Origin of the sequence: Blastopirellula sp. J2-11, from assembly GCF_024584705.1 — a bacterium.
GTDB lineage: Bacteria > Planctomycetota > Planctomycetia > Pirellulales > Pirellulaceae > Blastopirellula.
The window spans coordinates 2552436-2571661 of record NZ_CP097384.1; the positions used below are offsets into that span (position 1 = coordinate 2552436).

21 protein-coding genes are annotated in these 19226 nt (G+C 55.6%); 17 read left to right on the forward strand and 4 right to left on the reverse strand.

Annotated features, from left to right (window positions below; all coding sequences use genetic code 11):
* The first annotated feature begins 55 nt into the window (after nucleotides 1-55).
* From M4951_RS10525 to M4951_RS10600, 16 genes are all read left to right on the forward strand, one after another.
* A complete protein-coding gene (locus M4951_RS10525; protein ID WP_262026442.1) occupies nucleotides 56-1051 on the forward strand; it encodes a DUF1559 domain-containing protein in 996 nt (331 codons plus the stop codon).
* Nucleotides 1052-1127: 76 nt separating this feature from the next.
* Nucleotides 1128-1556, forward strand: a complete 429-nt coding sequence (locus M4951_RS10530; protein ID WP_262026443.1) for a carboxypeptidase regulatory-like domain-containing protein — start codon at nucleotides 1128-1130, stop codon at nucleotides 1554-1556.
* 355 nt (nucleotides 1557-1911) lie between these two features.
* Entirely contained in the window at nucleotides 1912-2460 is a 549-nt protein-coding gene (locus M4951_RS10535; protein ID WP_262026444.1) for a sigma-70 family RNA polymerase sigma factor, read from the forward strand.
* Nucleotides 2457-3884 (forward strand): FecR family protein, encoded by a 1428-nt coding sequence (locus M4951_RS10540; protein ID WP_262026445.1) that lies wholly within the window; start codon nucleotides 2457-2459, stop codon nucleotides 3882-3884. The genes M4951_RS10535 and M4951_RS10540 overlap by 4 nt, the downstream gene beginning before the upstream one ends.
* 65 nt (nucleotides 3885-3949) lie before the next feature.
* Nucleotides 3950-4960, forward strand: coding sequence for a DUF1559 domain-containing protein (locus M4951_RS10545; protein ID WP_262026446.1), 1011 nt, complete (start codon nucleotides 3950-3952; stop codon nucleotides 4958-4960).
* Nucleotides 4961-5042: 82 nt separating this feature from the next.
* The gene (locus tag M4951_RS10550; protein ID WP_262026447.1) at nucleotides 5043-5471 is read left to right on the forward strand and encodes a carboxypeptidase regulatory-like domain-containing protein; all 429 of its coding nucleotides are present in this window, start codon (nucleotides 5043-5045) and stop codon (nucleotides 5469-5471) included.
* A 277-nt stretch (nucleotides 5472-5748) separates the two neighbouring features.
* Nucleotides 5749-5958, forward strand: a complete 210-nt coding sequence (locus M4951_RS10555) for a hypothetical protein (RefSeq protein WP_262026448.1) — start codon at nucleotides 5749-5751, stop codon at nucleotides 5956-5958.
* 129 nt (nucleotides 5959-6087) lie between these two features.
* Entirely contained in the window at nucleotides 6088-6648 is a 561-nt protein-coding gene (locus tag M4951_RS10560) for a hypothetical protein (RefSeq protein WP_262026449.1), read from the forward strand.
* Nucleotides 6641-7186: a hypothetical protein gene (locus tag M4951_RS10565; protein ID WP_262026450.1), complete on the forward strand. Its 546-nt coding sequence runs from the start codon at nucleotides 6641-6643 to the stop codon at nucleotides 7184-7186. Before M4951_RS10560 ends, M4951_RS10565 begins: the two co-directional genes overlap by 8 nt.
* Nucleotides 7179-7727, forward strand: a complete 549-nt coding sequence (locus M4951_RS10570) for a hypothetical protein (RefSeq protein ID WP_262026451.1) — start codon at nucleotides 7179-7181, stop codon at nucleotides 7725-7727. Before M4951_RS10565 ends, M4951_RS10570 begins: the two co-directional genes overlap by 8 nt.
* Entirely contained in the window at nucleotides 7714-8337 is a 624-nt protein-coding gene (locus M4951_RS10575; protein WP_262026452.1) for a hypothetical protein, read from the forward strand. Before M4951_RS10570 ends, M4951_RS10575 begins: the two co-directional genes overlap by 14 nt.
* Nucleotides 8334-8783 (forward strand): hypothetical protein, encoded by a 450-nt coding sequence (locus tag M4951_RS10580; protein ID WP_262026453.1) that lies wholly within the window; start codon nucleotides 8334-8336, stop codon nucleotides 8781-8783. Before M4951_RS10575 ends, M4951_RS10580 begins: the two co-directional genes overlap by 4 nt.
* A gap of 68 nt (nucleotides 8784-8851) precedes the next feature.
* On the forward strand, nucleotides 8852-9289 hold the full coding sequence (locus tag M4951_RS10585; protein ID WP_262026454.1) for a hypothetical protein: 438 nt from the start codon (nucleotides 8852-8854) through the stop codon (nucleotides 9287-9289).
* Nucleotides 9280-9825 (forward strand): hypothetical protein, encoded by a 546-nt coding sequence (locus M4951_RS10590; RefSeq protein ID WP_262026455.1) that lies wholly within the window; start codon nucleotides 9280-9282, stop codon nucleotides 9823-9825. The genes M4951_RS10585 and M4951_RS10590 overlap by 10 nt, the downstream gene beginning before the upstream one ends.
* A 4-nt stretch (nucleotides 9826-9829) precedes the next feature.
* Nucleotides 9830-11341, forward strand: a complete 1512-nt coding sequence (locus M4951_RS10595; protein ID WP_262026456.1) for a radical SAM protein — start codon at nucleotides 9830-9832, stop codon at nucleotides 11339-11341.
* 158 nt (nucleotides 11342-11499) lie between these two features.
* Entirely contained in the window at nucleotides 11500-12252 is a 753-nt protein-coding gene (locus M4951_RS10600; RefSeq protein ID WP_262026457.1) for a prolipoprotein diacylglyceryl transferase, read from the forward strand.
* A 20-nt stretch (nucleotides 12253-12272) separates the two neighbouring features.
* On the opposite strand, the gene rho is transcribed toward M4951_RS10600, so the two are convergent.
* The gene (gene rho / locus M4951_RS10605; protein ID WP_040352514.1) at nucleotides 12273-13598 is read right to left on the reverse strand and encodes a transcription termination factor Rho; all 1326 of its coding nucleotides are present in this window, start codon (nucleotides 13596-13598) and stop codon (nucleotides 12273-12275) included.
* A gap of 1040 nt (nucleotides 13599-14638) precedes the next feature.
* On the opposite strand from rho, the gene M4951_RS10610 reads away from it, so the two are divergent.
* Complete coding sequence (locus M4951_RS10610; RefSeq protein WP_262026914.1) at nucleotides 14639-15907, forward strand: thioredoxin domain-containing protein; 1269 nt, start codon at nucleotides 14639-14641, stop codon at nucleotides 15905-15907.
* Between the two features lie 19 nt (nucleotides 15908-15926).
* On the opposite strand, the gene M4951_RS10615 is transcribed toward M4951_RS10610, so the two are convergent.
* The 3 genes from M4951_RS10615 to glpK form a co-directional block, all read right to left on the reverse strand.
* Nucleotides 15927-17225, reverse strand: a complete 1299-nt coding sequence (locus tag M4951_RS10615; protein ID WP_262026458.1) for a rhomboid family intramembrane serine protease — start codon at nucleotides 17223-17225, stop codon at nucleotides 15927-15929.
* A gap of 269 nt (nucleotides 17226-17494) precedes the next feature.
* Nucleotides 17495-17710, reverse strand: coding sequence for a hypothetical protein (locus M4951_RS10620; protein WP_262026459.1), 216 nt, complete (start codon nucleotides 17708-17710; stop codon nucleotides 17495-17497).
* A 19-nt stretch (nucleotides 17711-17729) separates the two neighbouring features.
* On the reverse strand, nucleotides 17730-19226 hold the full coding sequence (gene glpK, locus M4951_RS10625) for a glycerol kinase GlpK (RefSeq protein WP_262026460.1): 1497 nt from the start codon (nucleotides 19224-19226) through the stop codon (nucleotides 17730-17732).

Consider the following 19226-nt stretch of genomic DNA (forward strand, 5'->3'; position numbering starts at 1 on the left):
GTTGGGTCAGTATTCTTATTCTCATTTCTTTTCATTCCTAGAGAAAGTTTGTTGGATGTCCTTATTTCGAAAGAAGGGTTTCACCTTGGTGGAGCTACTCGTAGTGATCGCGATCATCGGCGTATTGATCGCTCTGCTGCTGCCAGCGGTGCAACAAGCGCGCGAGGCGGCTCGTCGTATGCAATGCACCAACCACTTAAAACAACTTGGATTGTCGCTGCACAACTATCATGACACCTTCGGCGCGTTTCCGGCGATCAGCTACGATCACGAAGTGAACGGCGGCGATGAGTCGAAACACGCGAGTTGGAGTTGGGGAACGCTGATTTTGCCGCAAATGGAGCAAAGCGCCGCTCATGATATCCTCGCTCCTAGTAGTCCGAATCGGTTGCACGAAGCGGTGACCAATGCGACCAAACTGAATGTGTTGCAGACTCCGCTGTCTACCTGGCGCTGCCCGTCTGACACGGGGCCCGAATTGAACTCGCACTACAAGATCAACGACGGTTCAGGAACGGCCGCCAACCGCAAAGAGTTGGCGACCGCCAACTATGTAGGAGTGAATAGCGCCGGTGACATCGATCGAACAACGACGCATAACGGCATTTTTGTGCCGGGAACGAATGTGGATGGAAACAAGCGTTGGGTCGTTGCGATGCGGGATATTCTGGACGGGACTAGCAACACGGCGATGGTCGGCGAACGTGCTTGGATGCAAAGCGGCGTTGAGATCGGCGCCGCTGTCGTGTTTGGCCATAACGGCAACGCCGATATCGAAAAAAATCACGACTATGACGATGGGTTCATCACTGTTGTAGGGGGAGGAAAACCGCATATCAATACGATTGAAATCTGTGGAACCGATTGCGACGACATTGATGGTCGGCAAGGTTTTTCGAGCATGCATCCCGGCGGAACGCAGTTCCTGTTGGGAGATGGTTCCGTTCATTTTGTGAGCGAGAATATCGATCACACAATCGGGATGGGGACCGATTCGACCTACGAGCGACTGTTGAATCGCTACGACGGGCAACCGGTAGGTTCGTACTAAACCTCGCTGCGAACAGCAACGCAGACTTTGGGCGTTTTGCGCCGTGATCGCCATGGAATTCATAGAGGAAATCACAATGAATCGTATCCTTCAAACCAGCGGCTGGCTGGTGTTGACGCTTCTGAGCGTCATGATGAGCGGCTGCAGCACCGACGAGATTCCGTTGGGCGAAGTACATGGTCAGATCAAACTGAATGGCCAGCCGGTCGATGGTTGTCTGGTGATGTTTGAACCGGTCGTGGGAGGCCGAAGCTCGACGGCTGTGACCGACATCGATGGCGAATACAAGTTGCAGTTCAAAGGGAATACCGCCGGCGCGATGTTGGGCAAGCACAAAGTGCGTCTCATCACGGGACGCCAAGGGCGAAGCGACGACAATGGCCGCATCGTTGAACCGGGCCGGAAAGAAGAATTGCCGAAAGAGTACAACACCGAGTCGACTCAAATCGTCGAAGTGACTTCCGGAGATAACCGGATCGATTTCGAGGTCGATGTCGCAAAGTAAACGCTTCGGCATCGTTGAGCAACACCCTGGAAAAACGGGGCGGTGAAAGCCGCTCCGTTTTTTGTTGCGCGGCGCCATTTGCGGACTGTTCCCCTTCCCGGCTCGCTATTTTATCAATGGTTCGCCGAAGGACGTGGACATGACAAGGTGACAGAATCTTGCCGGTCGCTGGCTCGAAGGAATCGGGCGACTCCCCCTAGATAAAGGGTTTTTCGTGAGGATTTTCACATATCGAGAGAAATTAGAACATTTTTGAGGATTTCATGGCCAAACTAGGGCAATCCAGTGGAGTGCTCCTGAAACTGAACCATTTGGCCACATGCAAAAGGGCGGCCGCGGCCGCCGGCGAAACTTCATGATTTCTACCCCTGATCCCGCTTCTTCAATGAACCAGGCAAGTTTTGCCGAGTCCTATATCGCCAACCAAGAACGTCTCAAGGCCTACGTCTATTCCCTGATTTTCAATTGGAACGACGCCGAGGAAGTGTTCCAACGGACCAGTCTTGGTCTCTGGAGAAAATGGGAGCAGTTTGATCCGCAGCGTGATTTTTTGCCTTGGGCTTTTGGAATGGCGCGCGTCGAAGCGAAGCGGTTTCTGGCCGAAAAGGGAAAGCAAGAATTGATGTTGAGCGACGCTGCGATGGAGTCGCTCGACATGGCGATGGTCGAAGGCGTCGACGGCTGGAACGAACGACTAGCGGCGTTAGAGCAGTGCGTCAAGAAACTTCCCTCGCTGCAGCGTTCGCTGCTGTGGGCTTCTTATAAAAAAGCGAACTCGGTGGAGCAAGTCGGCCAATTATTCGGCCTCTCGACCAACGCGGTTTACAAACGGCTACGACGTATTAGGGAACAACTTCACCAGTGCATTGATCTACAGCTCTCATTGTGGGGAGACGGCCAATGAGCGGACGAGATGCAATTCAAGGCAAATTAGTCACGAACGCGGCGGTCCTGGATTTGATGGACCTCTGTTTGACAGATCGCGCGACTGCGGACCAGTGGCGAACTCTCAGCGAGTTGATTGTCGAGCAACCGGAGGTGCGGGATTGTCTTGCGGCGCAAGCGATCGCCAGCGCTAGACTGACGCTAATTGCGCAGCTGGACGAAACGCACGAAGACCGATTGGTGGAACGTACTGGCGATAAGAAAGAGTCTTCGTCGACCTGGACCCAAGGAATATCGACACGCTTTCGGATTAGCCGCGCTGCGATGGCGACATTGGCCATCGGCGTGACAATTATTCTGGTCAGTTGCGGTTTATTGATCGGTTTTCAATGGATGACGCCCAGCGGCAATCAGCCGCCGATCTTGGCGAGTGGACCGGTGCCGCCAGCGGTGAAGATTTACGGCTTTCCGGGCGAGCATGCTCCCCGCGAGTTTCATGGGGGTGGTGAAGAGATTGAACTTCCAAGTGGAAAATTTCGGGCTGAGACTTCAGCTGGCGCCCGCCTGCAGCTGACGGGGCCGCTGCGATTGCGGGTCGAGAGTCCGCTCGTTTGGCGTTTGTTTTATGGAAAGTTGATTGCGAACGTGCCGTCGGAGGGCTTTGGGTTTACGATCAAGACGAACCAGGCGAAGGTGGTCGACTTGGGGACCAAGTTTGGCGTCGCCGTCGACAAAGATGGCGACACTAAGGTAGTTGTTTACGAAGGGCACGTCGAATTGACCAGCGGCAGAGTCATACGACGGATGCTCGTTGGCGACGCGTTCATCATTCCAACTGCCGGAGAGATTGAGCCTTTAACGTTTGCGGATCCGTCCACCTTTTTGGAACCAGGCGAGATTCCTCCGTCGGTCATAAGCGACGTGCGGCACAACGGTATCGATCAGACAGCGACGTATCAGATTGTCCGCGGCGGCTTTCAAGAGGATGCATTGGCCTACACTGACCGCGTCCATCAATGGAACGGTGTTGTTTTTCCGGGCTTGTCGTCCTATCTCGTTGGTTTGGACTACGTGCGGATGGCCAATGACTGGAAATTCAACGCAGACAACAGCCTGCGAGATGATTTAGAAATCACGTACGTTTTCGCTCGCCCTGCCGTCGCCTACTTGTTGGTCGATGATCGCTTGCCCAAGCCGAAATGGCTGCAAGACGATTTTGCAGATACCGGTTGGTTGGTTGGTCTCGACAAAGGGGATCATCGCGACTCGGAAACGAAGCTCAATTACCAATTAGAGCAAGCCAAAGGCCCTGGCGCCTCGGTCGACGTGGTGTTGCGAGTTTGGCGAATTGTCCTTCCCCAAGGGGGAGAATTGAAAATTGGTCCGCTCGGTAGTCGTGCGGATGACTGGGTTGTGCCGTGTTTGGTGGCTCGTCCCATCTAGCGCGGTGCGATTTCAAACTAGGCGTTTCAGGCATCGTTTTTTGATTTTTTATCTCAGGAATTGCAATGGTAATAAAGACAACCGCAAGGAAGGGCTTCACTTTGGTGGAGTTGTTAGTCGTGATTGCGATCATCGGCGTTTTGATTGCGCTGCTCCTTCCGGCCGTCCAGCAGGCCCGTGAAGCGGCTCGCCGGATGCAGTGCACCAATCATCTCAAGCAGCTCGCATTGGCGCTGCACAACTATCACGACACGTTCGGCGCTTTTCCGGCGATCAGCTATGACCACGAAGTCAACGGCGGCGACGAAACCCGTCACGCTAGTTGGAGTTGGGGAACGATGATCCTGCCCCAGATCGAACAAACCGCCGCGTACGACATTCTTTCACCCAGCAAGCCTGACCGTATGCATGAAGCGGTGAACAAAGCGGAAAAGCTGCGCGTCTTGCAATCGCCGATCAGCAGTTGGCGCTGTCCGTCGGACGTGGGACCCGCGCTGAACAGTCACTTGAAAATCAACAATGGTTCTGGAGACCAGTCGCAAGACGTCGAAGTTGCAACGGCCAATTATCTGGGGGTCAATCATAGCGGAGACATTGGGCGGACGACCAAAAATGCGGCGGTCAACGGCATCTTTGTCGCAGGCACGAACGTTGCCCAGAACCGACGAATGGTTTGTCGCTTGCGTGACGTATTGGATGGGACGAGCAATACCGCGATGGTCGGCGAACGAGCATGGATGCTCGGTGGAGTGGAACTTGGCGCCGGCTTAATCTACGGCCATACAGGCAACGAAGATATCGAAGATAGCCATAACTATATGGATGGGTTTATCGCCGTCGTCGGCGCCGGCAAAACGCACATCAACATGAACGACACGTGCGGCACAGCCTGCGATGACCGAGATGGTCGCCAAGGGTTTTCGAGCTTGCATCCCGGCGGAGCTCAGTTCACCTTTGCAGACGGCTCGGTTCACTTTCTCAACGAAAATATCGACGACGATTTTGGCGGTCCCGTCGATACGACGTACGAACGGATCTTGTCTTGCAACGATGGTCAAGTGAACGGCGCCTATTAGTCGCTTGGTTGGAACGTACAATCTTACCCCATCGACGCCTCCCTTCTGCTTGGTTGGGAAGGGAGCGAAACAGGAGTTTTCGATGAATCAGTTTTCTCGATGCAGTCAATGTCTTGCGATCGCATTATTCGGCTTTGCCCTGGCCGGCTGCGGCGATAGCAATACGCCGCCGCTTGGTGACGTACAAGGGCAAGTAACTTTCAACGACGCACCGGTGGATGGTTGCAATGTCGTTTTCGTGCCGCTGGAAGGCGGCCGCAGCTCAAGCGCGGTGACCGACATGGACGGACGCTATGTCTTGAAGTTCAACGCAACATCAACCGGCGCGTTGGTGGGCGAGCATAAGGTTCAGTTAACGACGGCACGCGATCGAGTTGTCAGCGACGAAGGAACGTTACGAGATGCCGGCCGGAAAGAAGTTTTTCCGAAAGAATACAATTCCGAAACGACGCAGATCGTCGAAGTAGCCGGCTCGGACAACACGATTGATTTTCACGTCGTGGGCAAGTAAACGGCGAAGACCCCCGACGATACGATCTAAGACCTAAACGCGGCAGTTGCAACTGCCGCGTTTTTTGCTGCGCATGTCGCGCAAATGATGGTGACGCGGGTGTCAGGAAAGTCCATTGGGAGGGGTTTCGCGTTCAGAAATGTTTGCCATCGCACCAATTGAATATAAAATAGCTGCCGGGTTGGCGAAACGCGCGGTGACTTTTCGTGTTTGCACCTTTGATTCGACTTGCTATTTCCTGCGCTGGAGGTTTTTCGATGGTTTGTAATTCGACGTTATGACGACGATAGAGCATCCAGATCAGTTGATCGAAGGGAAACGATACCGCTTCTTTGTGGATGTCGGTCAGTCGCAGTATGAATTGGAAGCGACATTCTTGCGTTTAGACCATCATTTCCGCCGTCTGATCTGCGTCCTGCATATGGACGACGACGATTACAGCATCGAGTGGAACTGGGCGACGGAGATCACGCCGGTCGAAAATTAGTGTCTCCCCTGCTCTCTTTTATCTGGGGAGATTTTTCTGTCTCCTGGGGGAACCTTTCTCGCGTCTTAGGTAGCGCTGCGGATAGAATCGTCGCCAGTGACGATACTTTCCGCCCCCAAGAGCCAAGCCATGAACGCCGAAAAAGAAGAATCCAATCCGTTTGAGTCGCCGATCGCGCCAGGCGCGGATATCGACCAGCGTCATTGGTGGGCGCTCTGGTCGGCGACCGCATTGCTGGCGGTGATCGCCGTGGCTTGCGCTTTTTCGGATTCGTTGCTCGGACTCACTTTTTTGATCCCCTTGGTGGGCGTTCCCAGCTTGTTACGAACGATCTACGACCTGGGACGAAAACAAACCGCCGGTTGGATCATTGACGCCGGCGTGCAACTCCAGTCCTTTTGCGCTTCGATCGCGATCTCGATCGTCGCGATCGTCGCAGGCGGTATCGCTGGTTGCACCGTTTGTTTAACAGGAGCGATAGGCACGGCGTCGATATCGTCGAGCTTAGGGGATGACCTGATCGTCCCATTCATGGTCATCGGCGTCCTGTTGGGGGTTGGCTCAATTTTGGGACTTTTCTATCTGATGGGGCCGTCGAAGCTTACCAACTTGGAACGGCGAGCCGCACTTCACGGCGGCCAGCCGAAGCCTCCAGAAGACGCCAACGAAGGTAGATCGACGCGTGAGTAAAGATGGCGACAATCCGTACGAGTCGCCGTATGATCCGGCGGTCGCTGCGCCATGGCGCGGTTGGCACGTTTGGTGGGCGGCTTCGGCGTTGTCCTCTTTACTTGTACTTCCTTTCCTTTGGGATGCTCCGCTCTTCGGCTCAATGATCTTCATCGCCGTCGCGGCGGTCAACGTTCGTTCGCTGATCGATCTCCAACGCAAATTCGAGATTGGCTGGTCGATCAATGAGAAAGTGCAGTTGATCTCGATTGGTCAATCCGCGTTGATTGTCATTGCGGCTGGAATCGGGAGCGGGATCGCATTTGTCACCAGTTGTATGAGCATCGCGATCGCGACCGAAACGCCGATGTGGCATCCGGTGGGCGAGCAAGTTGCACGTGGACGGTTGGTGGTCGCCATCGCCTACGTGATCGGGGTTATCGCCTTTGGGCTATTGGTTTGGCTGATGGGGCCGCCGTCGAAAAAAATGCTGCAAGCGAATCATCCAGGGAAAAAGGAAGCGACGTCGCCTGTGGAGAAAGGCGAAAACCATGACTGAGGATCGAGGCGGAAATCCGTTCCAATCGCCCACCGATTTGATCCGCGTCGCGCCCACAGATCTACGAGCGGAAAACGAGTTCGTGTTAGGCGTCGTCGTCCTCTTTCTGCTGAGCGGCGCCCTGTTTTCAGTGAACGCTATCGCTGGTTTTGTCGCGATGTTTTTGGCCGTAATCGTGGTAATCCGGGCCTGGCTCGAGTTACAGCGCAAGCAGAAGGCAGGCTGGAGATTGAAATGGGGCGCGGCGACTCTGATTTTGATTTATTCGATCGCTTGCGTCTTCGCTGCGTCGATCGGCGGCTATTTGGCTTTTTTTATCACCGGGTTTGTCGGGTTTTGGGCGACTCTAAGTTCCCCAGGCTCCCTTCCCTTATCGCAATTCGATGTTTTTTTAGGGGCCGGAATTGTCGGCCTAGCGACCGGTTGGACATTGATCTATTTCCTCGGTCCTGCTTCGGTCGATAAACTACGACAGCAGTTTTACCAGCAGAGTTCGCCAGACTTATCCGACCAAGGAAACAAATCGAGTGACCACACCTGATCGCGATTGGTATATCGTTCGCCGCTGGCAGTCATACGTCGCCGAGATGCGCGTCGTTGCGCTGCGGATGGCGGCGATCGTTGTTTGCTATGGCCTGCAATTGTGGCATCACTTGGGACTGCTCGACGAAGCGGGGCGTGCGGCTAACGCCGATTTTCACCAACAAGCGACCCTGCTCGCTTGCGGTTGGCTCTTTCTTTCCCTGGCTGTCTGGCTGATGCTGCTGCGCAAATGGTTTCCTCCGGCGCTTAGTTATGTCAGCACTGCAGTCGATATTGCGTTTCTCACCGCGTTGATCGCGGCGTCTGGCGGACCAACCGCGACGCAACTCGATACGTTTTACTTTTTCATCCTTATCCTGGCTGGTTTGCGGTTTGACCTGCCGCTGGTCTGGTTCGCCACGTTGGCCTGTATGGCCGGTTTCATGGCGAGCGTCGGCGCCGTCGACAAGTCGTGGTTCGACGCCGAGCATACGACGCCGGTAATCAGTCAAGGGATCACGCTGGTTAGCCTGGGAGGCGCCGGAATCGTTGTCGGTCAGGTTGTTCGTCGCGCGAAAGATTTGGTGGTCGCTTATGCCCAAAGAGTTGGGAAGGAGAGCGAAGCGTGAATGTACGCGCCCTGCCCCAAGTTTGCTGTCCGGAATGCGGCGCCGACAACAACGCGTTTGCGGCGAAGTGTTGGATTTGCCAGCGCCCGCTGGTGGATGAAGCGGAATTGGTTTCACCCATACGCGACGAACGTCCTCCGTTTGTCGCCGGCGTCAACACGAAGGTCGCCAATACGATCACCGCTTGGACGTTGTTGGCGATGGTGATCGTCGGTTTCGGCGTGTCATTGATTCATCCGATCTTAGTGTTCTTCTACATCATCTTGGTTTGCGTACCCTGTCTGGCGGTTGGCCTTTCGCTACGCGGGATATTAAAAGCGAGAGACAAACCGACAGCGACCAGCGGTTTGACCGGGCTCCTGATTTTCGTCAGCGTCGGCGGACTAATGGCGATCTCGGTTGGAATTTTGTTCTTCATGCTCTGCCTCTCAATGGTCTTATCTTGAATGTGTCGCGAATGAGCGAATCGAATAGCCATCAAGAAGAGAGCCCAGACTCGCGGACCATTTCCCGGATGAAATGTCCTGATTGCGGCGCCGAGAACGACGCATCCGCCGTGAACTGCTGGATTTGCCTGCATCCGCTTGACGGTCGTGCTAAAGTGCCGACGCCACCGCCGATCGACACGCCAGCGTACATCGAAAAACTATTTCAGCCTGAAAGCAGGTCGATACTAATCCTCGCGGTAGTCGGGATCATCGTTGTCGCAATCGGAATAGCCCTCACCGATCTGTCGAAGCTTCCTCAGTTCGTAGTGGTCGTCGTTTCCCCCTGCATTTATTGGTTGATGCGAGAGCGAACGCCTGCGCATGAGCGTAAGAATGTAACGCCAAAGAAGAGTCTGCTTGCAGCCTTGGGCATGATCCTTGTGTGCGGCCTGGTCGTGATGTCGATTGGCATCGCATTTCTGGTGATGTGCATGGTGGCCATGGGGCATACGACATGGCATTGATGAACGAACCGGACGATCGGCGAAGTCCAAGCCAAAAGTCGCAGGAGATCCCTACGATTGATTGTCCACAGTGTGGCGCCGAGAATTATGCGAACTCGGTGCTGTGTTGGATTTGCCAGAGCTCGCTGCATGAAGAAATCGATAGGGACGAAAAGAAGACGGGCGACAAGCCGGAGTTCGCCCAACAATCCAGCAGCATCTACGCCAATTTGCTGCTGTTTTTTTTGATACCGGCGCTGATCGTGATTGGGATCGGCCTGTTTTACCTGAATGTGACTTGGTTGGTTTATTTTGTCGTTTTCATCAGTTTGCCATTGTTGGCGATAGCTGTCGGATTGCGCCAATCGCTGCTGAGTGCGAATCAAGATATTCGTAACGCAGGCGAAATTCTTACCCCGATCTACCTGATGTTTCTGGCGGTGTTTGGGACGTTGGGAATCGTCGTATTGGTGATTTTGGCTATTCTGGCGTTGGTGTTTGGTTTCTTTGCGGCGCTCTTTGAAATGTGTACCAATATGTCAAATACAGGGAGATGATTTCGTGCTAAAACCACACGAGCTTTCGCGACGCGACTACATCGTGCTGGGCGTGACGCAAAGTCTTTGCCCCGAATGTCTGGCGGTCGTGCCGGCCAAGATCATCACCAAGGGAAACCGCGTCTATTTTCGCAAGCGTTGTCCGCAGCATGGCGAGCGGGACGATTTTGTCTGTTCCGACGTCTCGCAGTACGATCAGCTGCAATACAGCGTGCCTGGCAAAGTGCCGCATGCGTTTGGCGTAACGCCAGAGAAAGGGTGTCCGCTCGACTGCGGGCTTTGCACCGAGCATGAGCAGCATAGCTGCATCGGACTGCTAGAGATTACCTCGAGTTGTAATCTTGAGTGCCCGATGTGTTACGCCGGCAGCGGGCCCGGCGGCAAACATTTGAGCGTGGCGCAGTGTCAGGCCGCGATTGATCGGCTGGTTGAAGTCGAAGGTCGCCCGGAGGTGCTGCAACTTTCTGGCGGCGAGCCGACGATTCATCCCGAATTTGAAACGATCTTGGCCTACGCCCTGTCACAGCCGATTGATTACGTGATGATCAACACCAACGGAATCCGTCTAGCCCGCGACGCGCAGTTGGTTGAGCGATTAGCCCAGCACCGGGAACGGATCGAAATCTATCTGCAGTTTGACGGATTCAGCGACGAAGCGTCGCTGCTGCTGCGTGGCGAATCGTTGGTCGAGACCAAGCGGCAAGCGGTCGAGCGTTGTGGTGAAGCAGGCCTGCACGTCAATTTGGTCGCAACGCTGCAGACTGACGTCAATCAGGATCAGTTGGGCGCCCTGGTCGACTTTTGCGTCGACAAGCCGTGGATTACTGGGCTCAGCCTGCAGCCGGCGACCTACAGCGGTCGGCATGTGCTGCCGGAAGTTTTGGAACGCCGGATCACCTATCCGGATGTGATTCGTGGGATTGATGAGCAGACGGAAGGTCGCTTCCGGCAAAGCGACTTCATGCCGCTGCCGTGTGCGCATCCTAACTGTCACCAAATGAGCTACGCCTATCGCTATCAGGGCAAGCTGATTCCGTTGATGCGATTTATCGATGCGACGCAGCATATTGATCTGCTGGCGAGCGGCATTTCGTTCACGCGCCCCGCCGTCCGTGATCTGTTAGAGCGGTATCTGGCGCGGCAAGGTTGTTGCAGCAGCGGAAGTTGCGGGCCATCGACTCCGGCGGCGAGCGATGATCCATTTGCAATCATTGAGCCAACGGCGTGCGAGCCGGCGGAACTGGCGCTTGCGCCAGAGATGTTCTCGGATCCGGAGATCGGCGCCGCCGCGGTCGACTTTTTTACAAAGGCGATGCGGCAAGAGCTAGGCGCCGGCGACGTCTTTCGCGTGATGGTCACGTCGTTTTTAGACGCCTACAACTTTGACGTTCGCCGTGTAATGAAATGCTGCATCCATCATGTGTTGCCTAGCGGGCATTTGATTCCATTTTGCGCCTACAACGTTCTCTATCGAGATGGACACGTGCCGTTGCCGCCGCTCGATCGTGTCGTGTGACAGAACACTAGCCCGCCAGCGCCAGCGAGGGAAAGCGGCTCGCCAATTCAATCCGAGTTGGGATTGCCAACCGCATTCCCTCGCTCGCGCAACGGGCTCGTGTCCAGCCTGTTCGCAAAAACTCCACTACGAGATACGCTCACAAGGGAACTCGGCCGATGATGATCAACCCGACATATATCGTGATCATGGCGACGGCGATCGTGCTGTGCAGTTTGCTGGTGCGGCGGTCGCAAAAAAAATTGCCGCTGACGACCGAAGAAAAATTTGGCTTAGGGCTGGGAGGTTTTTGCGGTGCGATGATCGGCGCCAAGTTGCCATTCGTCCTGTACGACTTGGAGGGGCTTTGGAGCGGCGGCGCCTGGTTCGCGCATGGCAAGACGATCGTCTGCGGGTTGGCCGGCGGTTATCTGGGGGTAGAAATCGCCAAGTGGATCATGCAGATCCGGATCAAGACCGGCGACTCCTTCGCGGCGCCGGTGGCGTTCTCGATCGCGATCGGACGGTGGGGATGTTTCTTTGGCGGATGTTGTTTTGGTACGCCGACGAGCTTGCCGTGGGGCGTTGCGTTTCCCACGGCGATTGATGATCCGTTGGCGCTGCGTCACCCGACGCAGATTTACGAGAGCCTGTTTCACTTGACGATGGGCTGCGTGCTGGTTTGGCTGGGGCGAAACGGCTGGTTTCGCGGCCAATTGATGAAACTCTACATTTTGACCTATCTCGGTTATCGTTTTTTGACCGAAATGATTCGGCCCGAACCGCGACTGTTTGTCGGTTTAACCGCCTACCAGTGGGGAGCGATCGGTCTGGCGATCGTCTTTGTCTGGCTCTGGCGTCGCGATCAGGCCGCCCTGAACGCGGAGAGCGCACAAAAAGAGCCGCGTCCAGCGGACGCGGCTGCAGATTGAACGTGCTTGGCGAGCGCCCGTTAGTGGCGACTCTGCGTACCAGCGATCAGGCTGACAAATTCCAAGTTGCTCTTGTACTTGCCTAACTGACGCGTCAACTGCTCCATCGCTTCAATATGATGCATCGAGGTTAACGTGCGACGCAGCGCGATGACGGCCCCCAGGGTTCCTTCGTCGAGCAGCAGTTCTTCGCGTCGCGTACCTGACTGCGAGATATCGATCGCGGGCCAGACGCGACGATCGGCCAGCTTGCGATCAAGCACTAGCTCCATGTTGCCGGTCCCTTTGAACTCTTGGAAGATGAGCTCGTCCATGCGGCTGCCGGTGTCGATCAGCGCGGTGCCGACGATCGTCAGCGAGCCCCCTTCTTCGAAGGCGCGGGCGGTGGCGAACAGCTTTTTGGGGATGTCGAGCGCCTTGATATTCACGCCGCCAGACATCGTGCCGCCGCTATCGCCGACCCATTTATTGAACGCACGCGCCAGACGCGTAATTGAGTCAAGCAGCAAGAAGACGTCGTGTCCCATTTCAGAGAGACGCTTGCAGCGTTCGATCACCAACTGCGACAGCCGAACGTGACTTTCTACGTCACGATCCAAGCTGCTGGCGATCACTTCGCCGTTGATGTTGCGCTGCATGTCGGTGACTTCTTCCGGACGTTCGTCGATCAAGAGCACGATCAACTTGACGCCGGGATAGTTCGCCGCAATTCCCTTGCTAAGGTTTTGGATCAGCATCGTCTTGCCGGTTCGCGGCGGAGCGACGACCAGAGCGCGTTGACCTTTGCCGAGCGGAGTCAGCAGGTCGACGATGCGATTGGTGAGCGGACCTCCGTCCGTCTCGAGTTTTAAATGCTCGCGGGGATTGATCGGCGTCAACTTATCGAAGGGCGCGGTCACCGCATATTTTTCGGGCAGCATGCCGTCGACATCCGATAGCTCTCGTAGTCGCGGGCCTTGGCCACGGCGAAAACGTTGAACCATGCCGCGAAGCATCAGACCTTCGCGAAGTTGATATTTTTCGATCATCGTGCCAGGCACGAATGGATCGGTACGCTCACGAGCGTAATTGTTTTCTGGGCTGCGGAGGAAACCGTAGCCGTTGGGATGCATTTCGAGCAAGCCAAAGCCGGGTTCCAACGGAATCGGTTCGCCTGGTTCGAATTCTTCCTGCTCCAAATTGTTGCGAGGAACATTGGAGCTGGGGGCTGTTGCACGACGGTGGTTGGCGCCTCCGCCTTGGTTGCGACCGCGTGAGCGTCCGCCACCTTGCTGCTGTCCGTCGTTCTGGCCTCCTCGACGCCGCCCGCCGCCTGAGCGAGAGCGGGCCTGCCTCTTTTTCGCCATCGAAATCACCTAAGTTGCGCGAAGCAAATCGAGATAGTAGAGAATGGAGCGCTGCATAGCGCCGCCTGTGTTATGCGTTGCAAACGATGGGCATTCCATTGTCGTTTGCGCAGCTTCCGTTTGGTTTGAATCAACGAAGATCGTATGAAACCGAAAGTATCAGAGTTGGCCGACTCTGCGGCGCGTCTGAAACAAGGGTTGAGAGGTTGCGAGGTTCATTTATGAACCCGGCGCCGCTCTCAGGGAGAATCGAATTGCACCGGACTTCAAGCGTCGCTGCGGATATCTTGTCCGCCATCGTCGCTTGTGATGCACATGGCCTACGGCAAAGTCGCTTCTGACAGTTGACTTAACTGTATCGAAGGATCGATACCATTTCCGGTGATGGATAACTCACACGGTCCAATCCGACTCGTTCTAAGAGCCAGGGACCGAGGTCCTTCCCGCCCAATCAAAACTTCCGTCGCACTTGGCGATATCGCCGCGGGGAAGGTTTCTTGAAACTGGTTTCGCAAGGTCGACTCCGCGACAGCAAACGCTGTAACGGTAAAGACGATCGTTACAAAACCAAACCTCAAGAGCGTCTATAGTTCGCCGGACGCATACGCGAATGAGAAATCAACTATAAAACTTGAAGACTCGCGACCGCGTCGCCGAACTCCGCCCGCAGACATCTTAGACGATTGGGCGTGAGGGTTTATGCCGAGTTGGCATTCTTAAACCTTCGGCATCTTATCCACATTCTATCGGGCATGTCAAGCTATCATCGCCGCTCCATCTGGGTGAAAAGGGAAAAATTGTTCGATTTCTTGTGGCTGCAAGCACTTGTGACAAATCCCGTAACGTGCGAATTGGGAATTGATGGAAAAATCGCACTTTTTGCTACGGTCGTTAAAGTCAACGTCCGATACCACAAAGGATTGTTGATTTTGGCTGGACCACGCTTGCTAGCGAAAGGCGCCGCAATGGGAGCGAATCGCTCTATTTGGACTGTTATTCTTCTGCTGTCGATCGGCTCGGTTACGAGCGCTCAAGAGGCGATGCCCTGGGCCGCTAGCCTGGATGCCGCCAAGCAGCTTGCTGCGCAGAGGAATCAATTAGTAATGATTCACTTTTGGGCGCCCAATTGTCCTCCTTGCCGCATGCTTGACGCGACCTTGTTTCGCGATCCAGACTTTGCTGCGCAGGTTTCGAAGGACTTTGTGCCGGTCAAGGTGAACGCAGCCGAAGAAACGCAGGTCGCCAATCAATACGGCGTCGATCGCTGGCCTCAAGACGTGATCATTTTGCCCAGTGGACAGATGGTCTATCGCATGGTCAGCAAGCAGGAAAAAGAGAAGGACCAATACTTGGCGGTCTTGCACGGCGTCGCCGTGAAGACGGCTGGCATGGGACAGCTTGCTTCCAGCGGTGGTCCTGATTCGCAGCCGGTTTCGTATCCTGGAGAAGCTGTCGCTCCTGTGGCCACCTATTCCCGCTTTGGCGGCACGCCGCAAACCGAAACCGCTTCGGCGCCAGCCGCTCAATCTCGTTTTGCAGCCCAGCCGCCCGCCTCTTCGTATGGACAAGAAAACACGCCGGCTCAACCGGCTGTTCCGACGCAGTCGCGGTTTGCGAGCAGTTACGGAAATCCGGACAACATGACCGCGGCCGCTCCGCAGCAACCCAGCGGGTACGCTGCTGGTCCTGGTCAGAGCGAATACGCAACCAACTCGGCGCCGGCTCAGTCACGATTCGCGGCTCAGCCGAGCGGATCTTCGTATGGAAACGCCGCGCCGCAAAGCAATCAACCGGCGCCGCATACGCAAGATCGTTTTGTCTCGCAGCAATCGACGCCGCCGGCGGCACAAAATCAATACGCTTCGCAATCTGCTCCGCCGTCGGCCGCGACGCCACAGCCGAATCACGCGATTGCTCCGCAAGCACAGCCGGCTCCCCAGCAGCCGCAGTTCGCTCTTGATGGCTACTGCCCGGTCACGCTGGCGGAAGGGATGAAATGGCAAAAGGGAGACGCTCGTTGGGGCGCTGTCCACCAAGGTCGCGTCTATCTGTTCGCTTCGGATGCGGAACAACGAAAGTTCCTCGCGTCGCCAGATCGCTTTAGCCCGGTGCTATCGGGAAATGACCCGGTCGCTTACCTAGAGCAAGGCCGCTTGGTCGAAGGAGATCGCGCTCACGGTTTGACCTACAACGGCGTTCTTTATCTTTTCTCCAGCGAAGAGAGCTTGAAGACGTTTTGGGGATCGCCGCAGCGCTACGCCGCTCAAGTGCAGCAAGCGATGCTGCGAAACTCGCAACAGTTGCGTTAGTACGCAACTGGCCGCAATACTAGATATCTTCCGCCGCCGGCTCAATCACGCCGGCGGCTCTCATTTCTTGGGCCTTCTTCCGCAGCTTTTCGTAACGCTGGCGATCTTGCGCGTTCAGCTTGTTGGGTTCGATCTTCGAGAGAACCTGCAACGCCTGACCGGGACGCGAATCGGCGTCGATCAGCACATGGGCGATCCGCAAGCGAACCGGAAACTGCCGAGCGCCTCCGCGGCGAACATATTCGATCATCGCCGGCAACGCGTCGCTGCTGCGCTTTTGTTTCAAATAACCTTGAATGATCTCCAGCAGGTCTTCTTCTGGGAGATGCCAGTTTGCGTTGGAGTGTCCCAGCTTGAGGTGCGCCCGGTAGGCCATCGCTGGATCGCCTCCCTCTTTCAAAATCTGGCGAATCTGCTGCAGACCAAGTTGCGTTGATCGCTGCTGCGCCGCCTGGAGGCTGGCCGTGTCGACTTCTACTTCACGCGGCGCGTCGGGGTTGCCAAAGTAGACGGTGAAGAAGTCATAGTTTTCGCAATCAACCCACTTCCTTCGAACCATCACCGTACCGACCGCCAGGCCGATGAAGGCGCCAAAGACATGAAAGAAGCTGCTGGTAATCAGCCCCCCTTCGTCAGGAGAGTATGTGAAGTACATAATCAACATTTCGATCACGATGCTGAAGGCGCAGTAGACCGAAATCGGCAGCGCAAACGCCAGCGGTCGAAAGCCGAGCAGCAGAAAACAGTTCACTTCGTTCATCGGCGCCCAGACCAGCGCCATCGCGATTAGGCCGAAAATAATCGCTGACGCTCCTAACGAGTAACTCGGAACGTCATTGAACAAAAAGAGGACCTGCTCTATCCCTGATTGAAAAACGCCGATTCCTGCGTACAGCAGCAGGAATTTCTTCCAGCCGATCTTTCCTTCGATCAGCGCGCCGAATGGCCACAAGATCAGCATATTGCCAAACAGGTGCCAAAAATCGGCATGCATAAAGTTGCCGGTCAGCCATTGCCAGGGTTTGATGCCGTCGCCGTAGTGCAGTGTGCGCCAGTCGAAGTCGGGGGACGACGCCGTCTCGGCTTGGGCTGCGAGTTCGCCGCCGGCCAGATCGACAATTTCTTCCCACTCTTCGTCCCCGATCTCGCCCGAGTCGTGCGCTTCCTGCAGGCCTTCCCAGATGGCGGGAGGCAAATAGGTATGATCGGGGACGTGAACCGGCCAGAGGAAGAGAAGCAGTACGTTGACGACAATTAACGAAGTTGTCGCGACCGGCGCATGGTAAAGAGGCGCATCGGTTGAATAAGGGATGATCATGCGCGTAAATCGCTCTAGTGTTTTGTCAAACCGCTATTTTCGGCTTCCACGAAATCAGCCGCACGGCGTTAGCCGCGGTTTCTGTCACTAATTGTCTTTCGCAAATGAGTTCCCACCAGAAACCGGTGCTAACGCACTACGGCTAATAAGAACATGGCGCCCGAAAATTGTCGCGTGACGCAACACTAGCGAAAAGAAACTGCGTATCTTGCAGCATAAAAGCGATTACGACGCGAATCAATCAAATACATGCGGTCGACGACTTACATTCATGGAAAGGTCAAAAAGCTGATCGCCAAGACCAGCATCAAAACGCCGATGACCGCCAGTAAGGTGCGCGAAGAGCGACGTCCCCAGCGTCGTTCGATCCAGGCGACCTTACGTAGTGCGAATGCATCGTCATGATTCGCCCAGGCAGCCCAAATGGCGCTTAGTCCGATTGCCGCCGCAATGGCGAACATAAAAGGATTATGCGGAAGCTGCATAATACTCTCCTTCCCTCTGCTATTCTTCTTGCGCCCAGTCGCGGCTTCGTCCTACGGCGCGTCGCCACTGTCCATACAGTTCTTCGATCTGGGATTTCTCGGCGTAGGGAGAAAACTCTTGATCGAGTTGCCAGTTTCGCTTTAACGAGTCGAGGTCTTCCCAATAGCCGACCGCCAGGCCGGCGAGATAGGCGGCGCCCAGTGCGGTCGTTTCAAACACTTCGGGCCGACGGACTTTCGTCCCCAACAGATCGGCTTGGAATTGCATCAAGTCGTCGTTGACCGCAGCGCCTCCGTCGACTTGCAGTTGCGCAAGCGGGACGCCGGCGTCCCGCTGCATCGCTTCGACTAGATCGCGTGTCTGGTAGGCCATCGACTCAATCGCCGCTCTGGCGATGTGCCCTGCAGTCGTGCCGCGGGTTAAGCCTAGGATTACGCCGCGAGCGCGGGGATCCCAATACGGCGCGCCCAGTCCTACAAACGCCGGCACAAAGTAAACGCCTCCGTTGTCGGGAACCGACAGAGCCAACGGTTCGACGGCGTCGGAGGTATCGATGATTCCGAGCCCATCTCGCAACCATTGCACGACGGCGCCGGCGACAAAGACCGAACCTTCCAGGCAATAAGTGGTTTGATCGCCAATTTTCCAGCCGACGGTCGAAAGCAAGTTGTTGTCAGAGGCAACCGGCTCATGCCCGACGTTCATCAGCAAAAACGCGCCGGTCCCATAGGTGTTTTTCGCGCTGCCGACGTCAAAGCAGGTCTGACCAAATGTGGCCGCTTGCTGATCGCCTGCGATGCCGGCGATGGGAATCTCGCGTCCCAACAGCGAAGCGTCGGTCATGCCGTACACTTCGCTTGAACTGCGAATTTCGGGCAAGATCGCAGCGGGGACGTTCAAGATCTCCAGCAACTCTGGATCCCACTGCAGAGTATGCAGGTTCATCAGCATCGTGCGACTCGCGTTGGTCACGTCGGTGATGTGTAATCTGCCGCCGGTCATTCGCCAAAGCAGAAAGGAGTCGACGGTGCCGAAGCATAATTCGCCATTTTCAGCGCGACGACGAATCGCCGGATCTGAGTCGAGCAGATACTGGATTTTGGTGCCGGAAAAGTAAGGGTCGATGATTAACCCTGACTTGTCGCGGATCGTCGCGCCGTGTCCGTCATGTGACAGTTGATGGCAAATCGGCGTTGTAATGCGACTTTGCCACACGATCGCATTGGCGACCGGTTTGCCGGTGTCCCGCTCCCAAAGCAGCGTCGTCTCACGCTGGTTGGTGACCCCGATAGCGGCGACCTGATCGATGTCGATCTTCGCGGCGGCGATAGCGCCTTGGGCGGTTTCGATCTGGGTGCGCCAGATATCTTCTGGATCATGCTCGACATGCCCAGGCGCAGGCAGTATCTGGCGAAACTCTTGTTGATCCTGGCCGATGATTTTGCCGTGATGATCAAAGACAATCGAACGGCTTGAGGTCGTTCCTTGATCGAAGGCGAGGATGTATTTTTGCAC

What these genes read in the sequence shown, in the direction of transcription:
- rho (WP_040352514.1), bottom strand. Translation starts at nt 13,598, where the DNA reads ATGGCGAAAAAGAGGCAGGCCCGCTCTCGCTCAGGCGGCGGGCGGCGT.
- M4951_RS10615 (WP_262026458.1), bottom strand. Translation starts at nt 17,225, where the DNA reads ATGATCATCCCTTATTCAACCGATGCGCCTCTTTACCATGCGCCGGTC.
- M4951_RS10560 (WP_262026449.1), top strand. Translation starts at nt 6,088, where the DNA reads ATGAACGCCGAAAAAGAAGAATCCAATCCGTTTGAGTCGCCGATCGCG.
- M4951_RS10600 (WP_262026457.1), top strand. Translation starts at nt 11,500, where the DNA reads ATGATGATCAACCCGACATATATCGTGATCATGGCGACGGCGATCGTG.
- M4951_RS10540 (WP_262026445.1), top strand. Translation starts at nt 2,457, where the DNA reads ATGAGCGGACGAGATGCAATTCAAGGCAAATTAGTCACGAACGCGGCG.
- M4951_RS10550 (WP_262026447.1), top strand. Translation starts at nt 5,043, where the DNA reads ATGAATCAGTTTTCTCGATGCAGTCAATGTCTTGCGATCGCATTATTC.
- M4951_RS10545 (WP_262026446.1), top strand. Translation starts at nt 3,950, where the DNA reads ATGGTAATAAAGACAACCGCAAGGAAGGGCTTCACTTTGGTGGAGTTG.
- M4951_RS10570 (WP_262026451.1), top strand. Translation starts at nt 7,179, where the DNA reads ATGACTGAGGATCGAGGCGGAAATCCGTTCCAATCGCCCACCGATTTG.
- M4951_RS10525 (WP_262026442.1), top strand. Translation starts at nt 56, where the DNA reads ATGTCCTTATTTCGAAAGAAGGGTTTCACCTTGGTGGAGCTACTCGTA.
- M4951_RS10590 (WP_262026455.1), top strand. Translation starts at nt 9,280, where the DNA reads ATGGCATTGATGAACGAACCGGACGATCGGCGAAGTCCAAGCCAAAAG.
- M4951_RS10535 (WP_262026444.1), top strand. Translation starts at nt 1,912, where the DNA reads ATGATTTCTACCCCTGATCCCGCTTCTTCAATGAACCAGGCAAGTTTT.
- M4951_RS10585 (WP_262026454.1), top strand. Translation starts at nt 8,852, where the DNA reads ATGAAATGTCCTGATTGCGGCGCCGAGAACGACGCATCCGCCGTGAAC.
- M4951_RS10610 (WP_262026914.1), top strand. Translation starts at nt 14,639, where the DNA reads ATGCCCTGGGCCGCTAGCCTGGATGCCGCCAAGCAGCTTGCTGCGCAG.
- M4951_RS10530 (WP_262026443.1), top strand. Translation starts at nt 1,128, where the DNA reads ATGAATCGTATCCTTCAAACCAGCGGCTGGCTGGTGTTGACGCTTCTG.
- M4951_RS10555 (WP_262026448.1), top strand. Translation starts at nt 5,749, where the DNA reads ATGACGACGATAGAGCATCCAGATCAGTTGATCGAAGGGAAACGATAC.
- M4951_RS10620 (WP_262026459.1), bottom strand. Translation starts at nt 17,710, where the DNA reads ATGCAGCTTCCGCATAATCCTTTTATGTTCGCCATTGCGGCGGCAATC.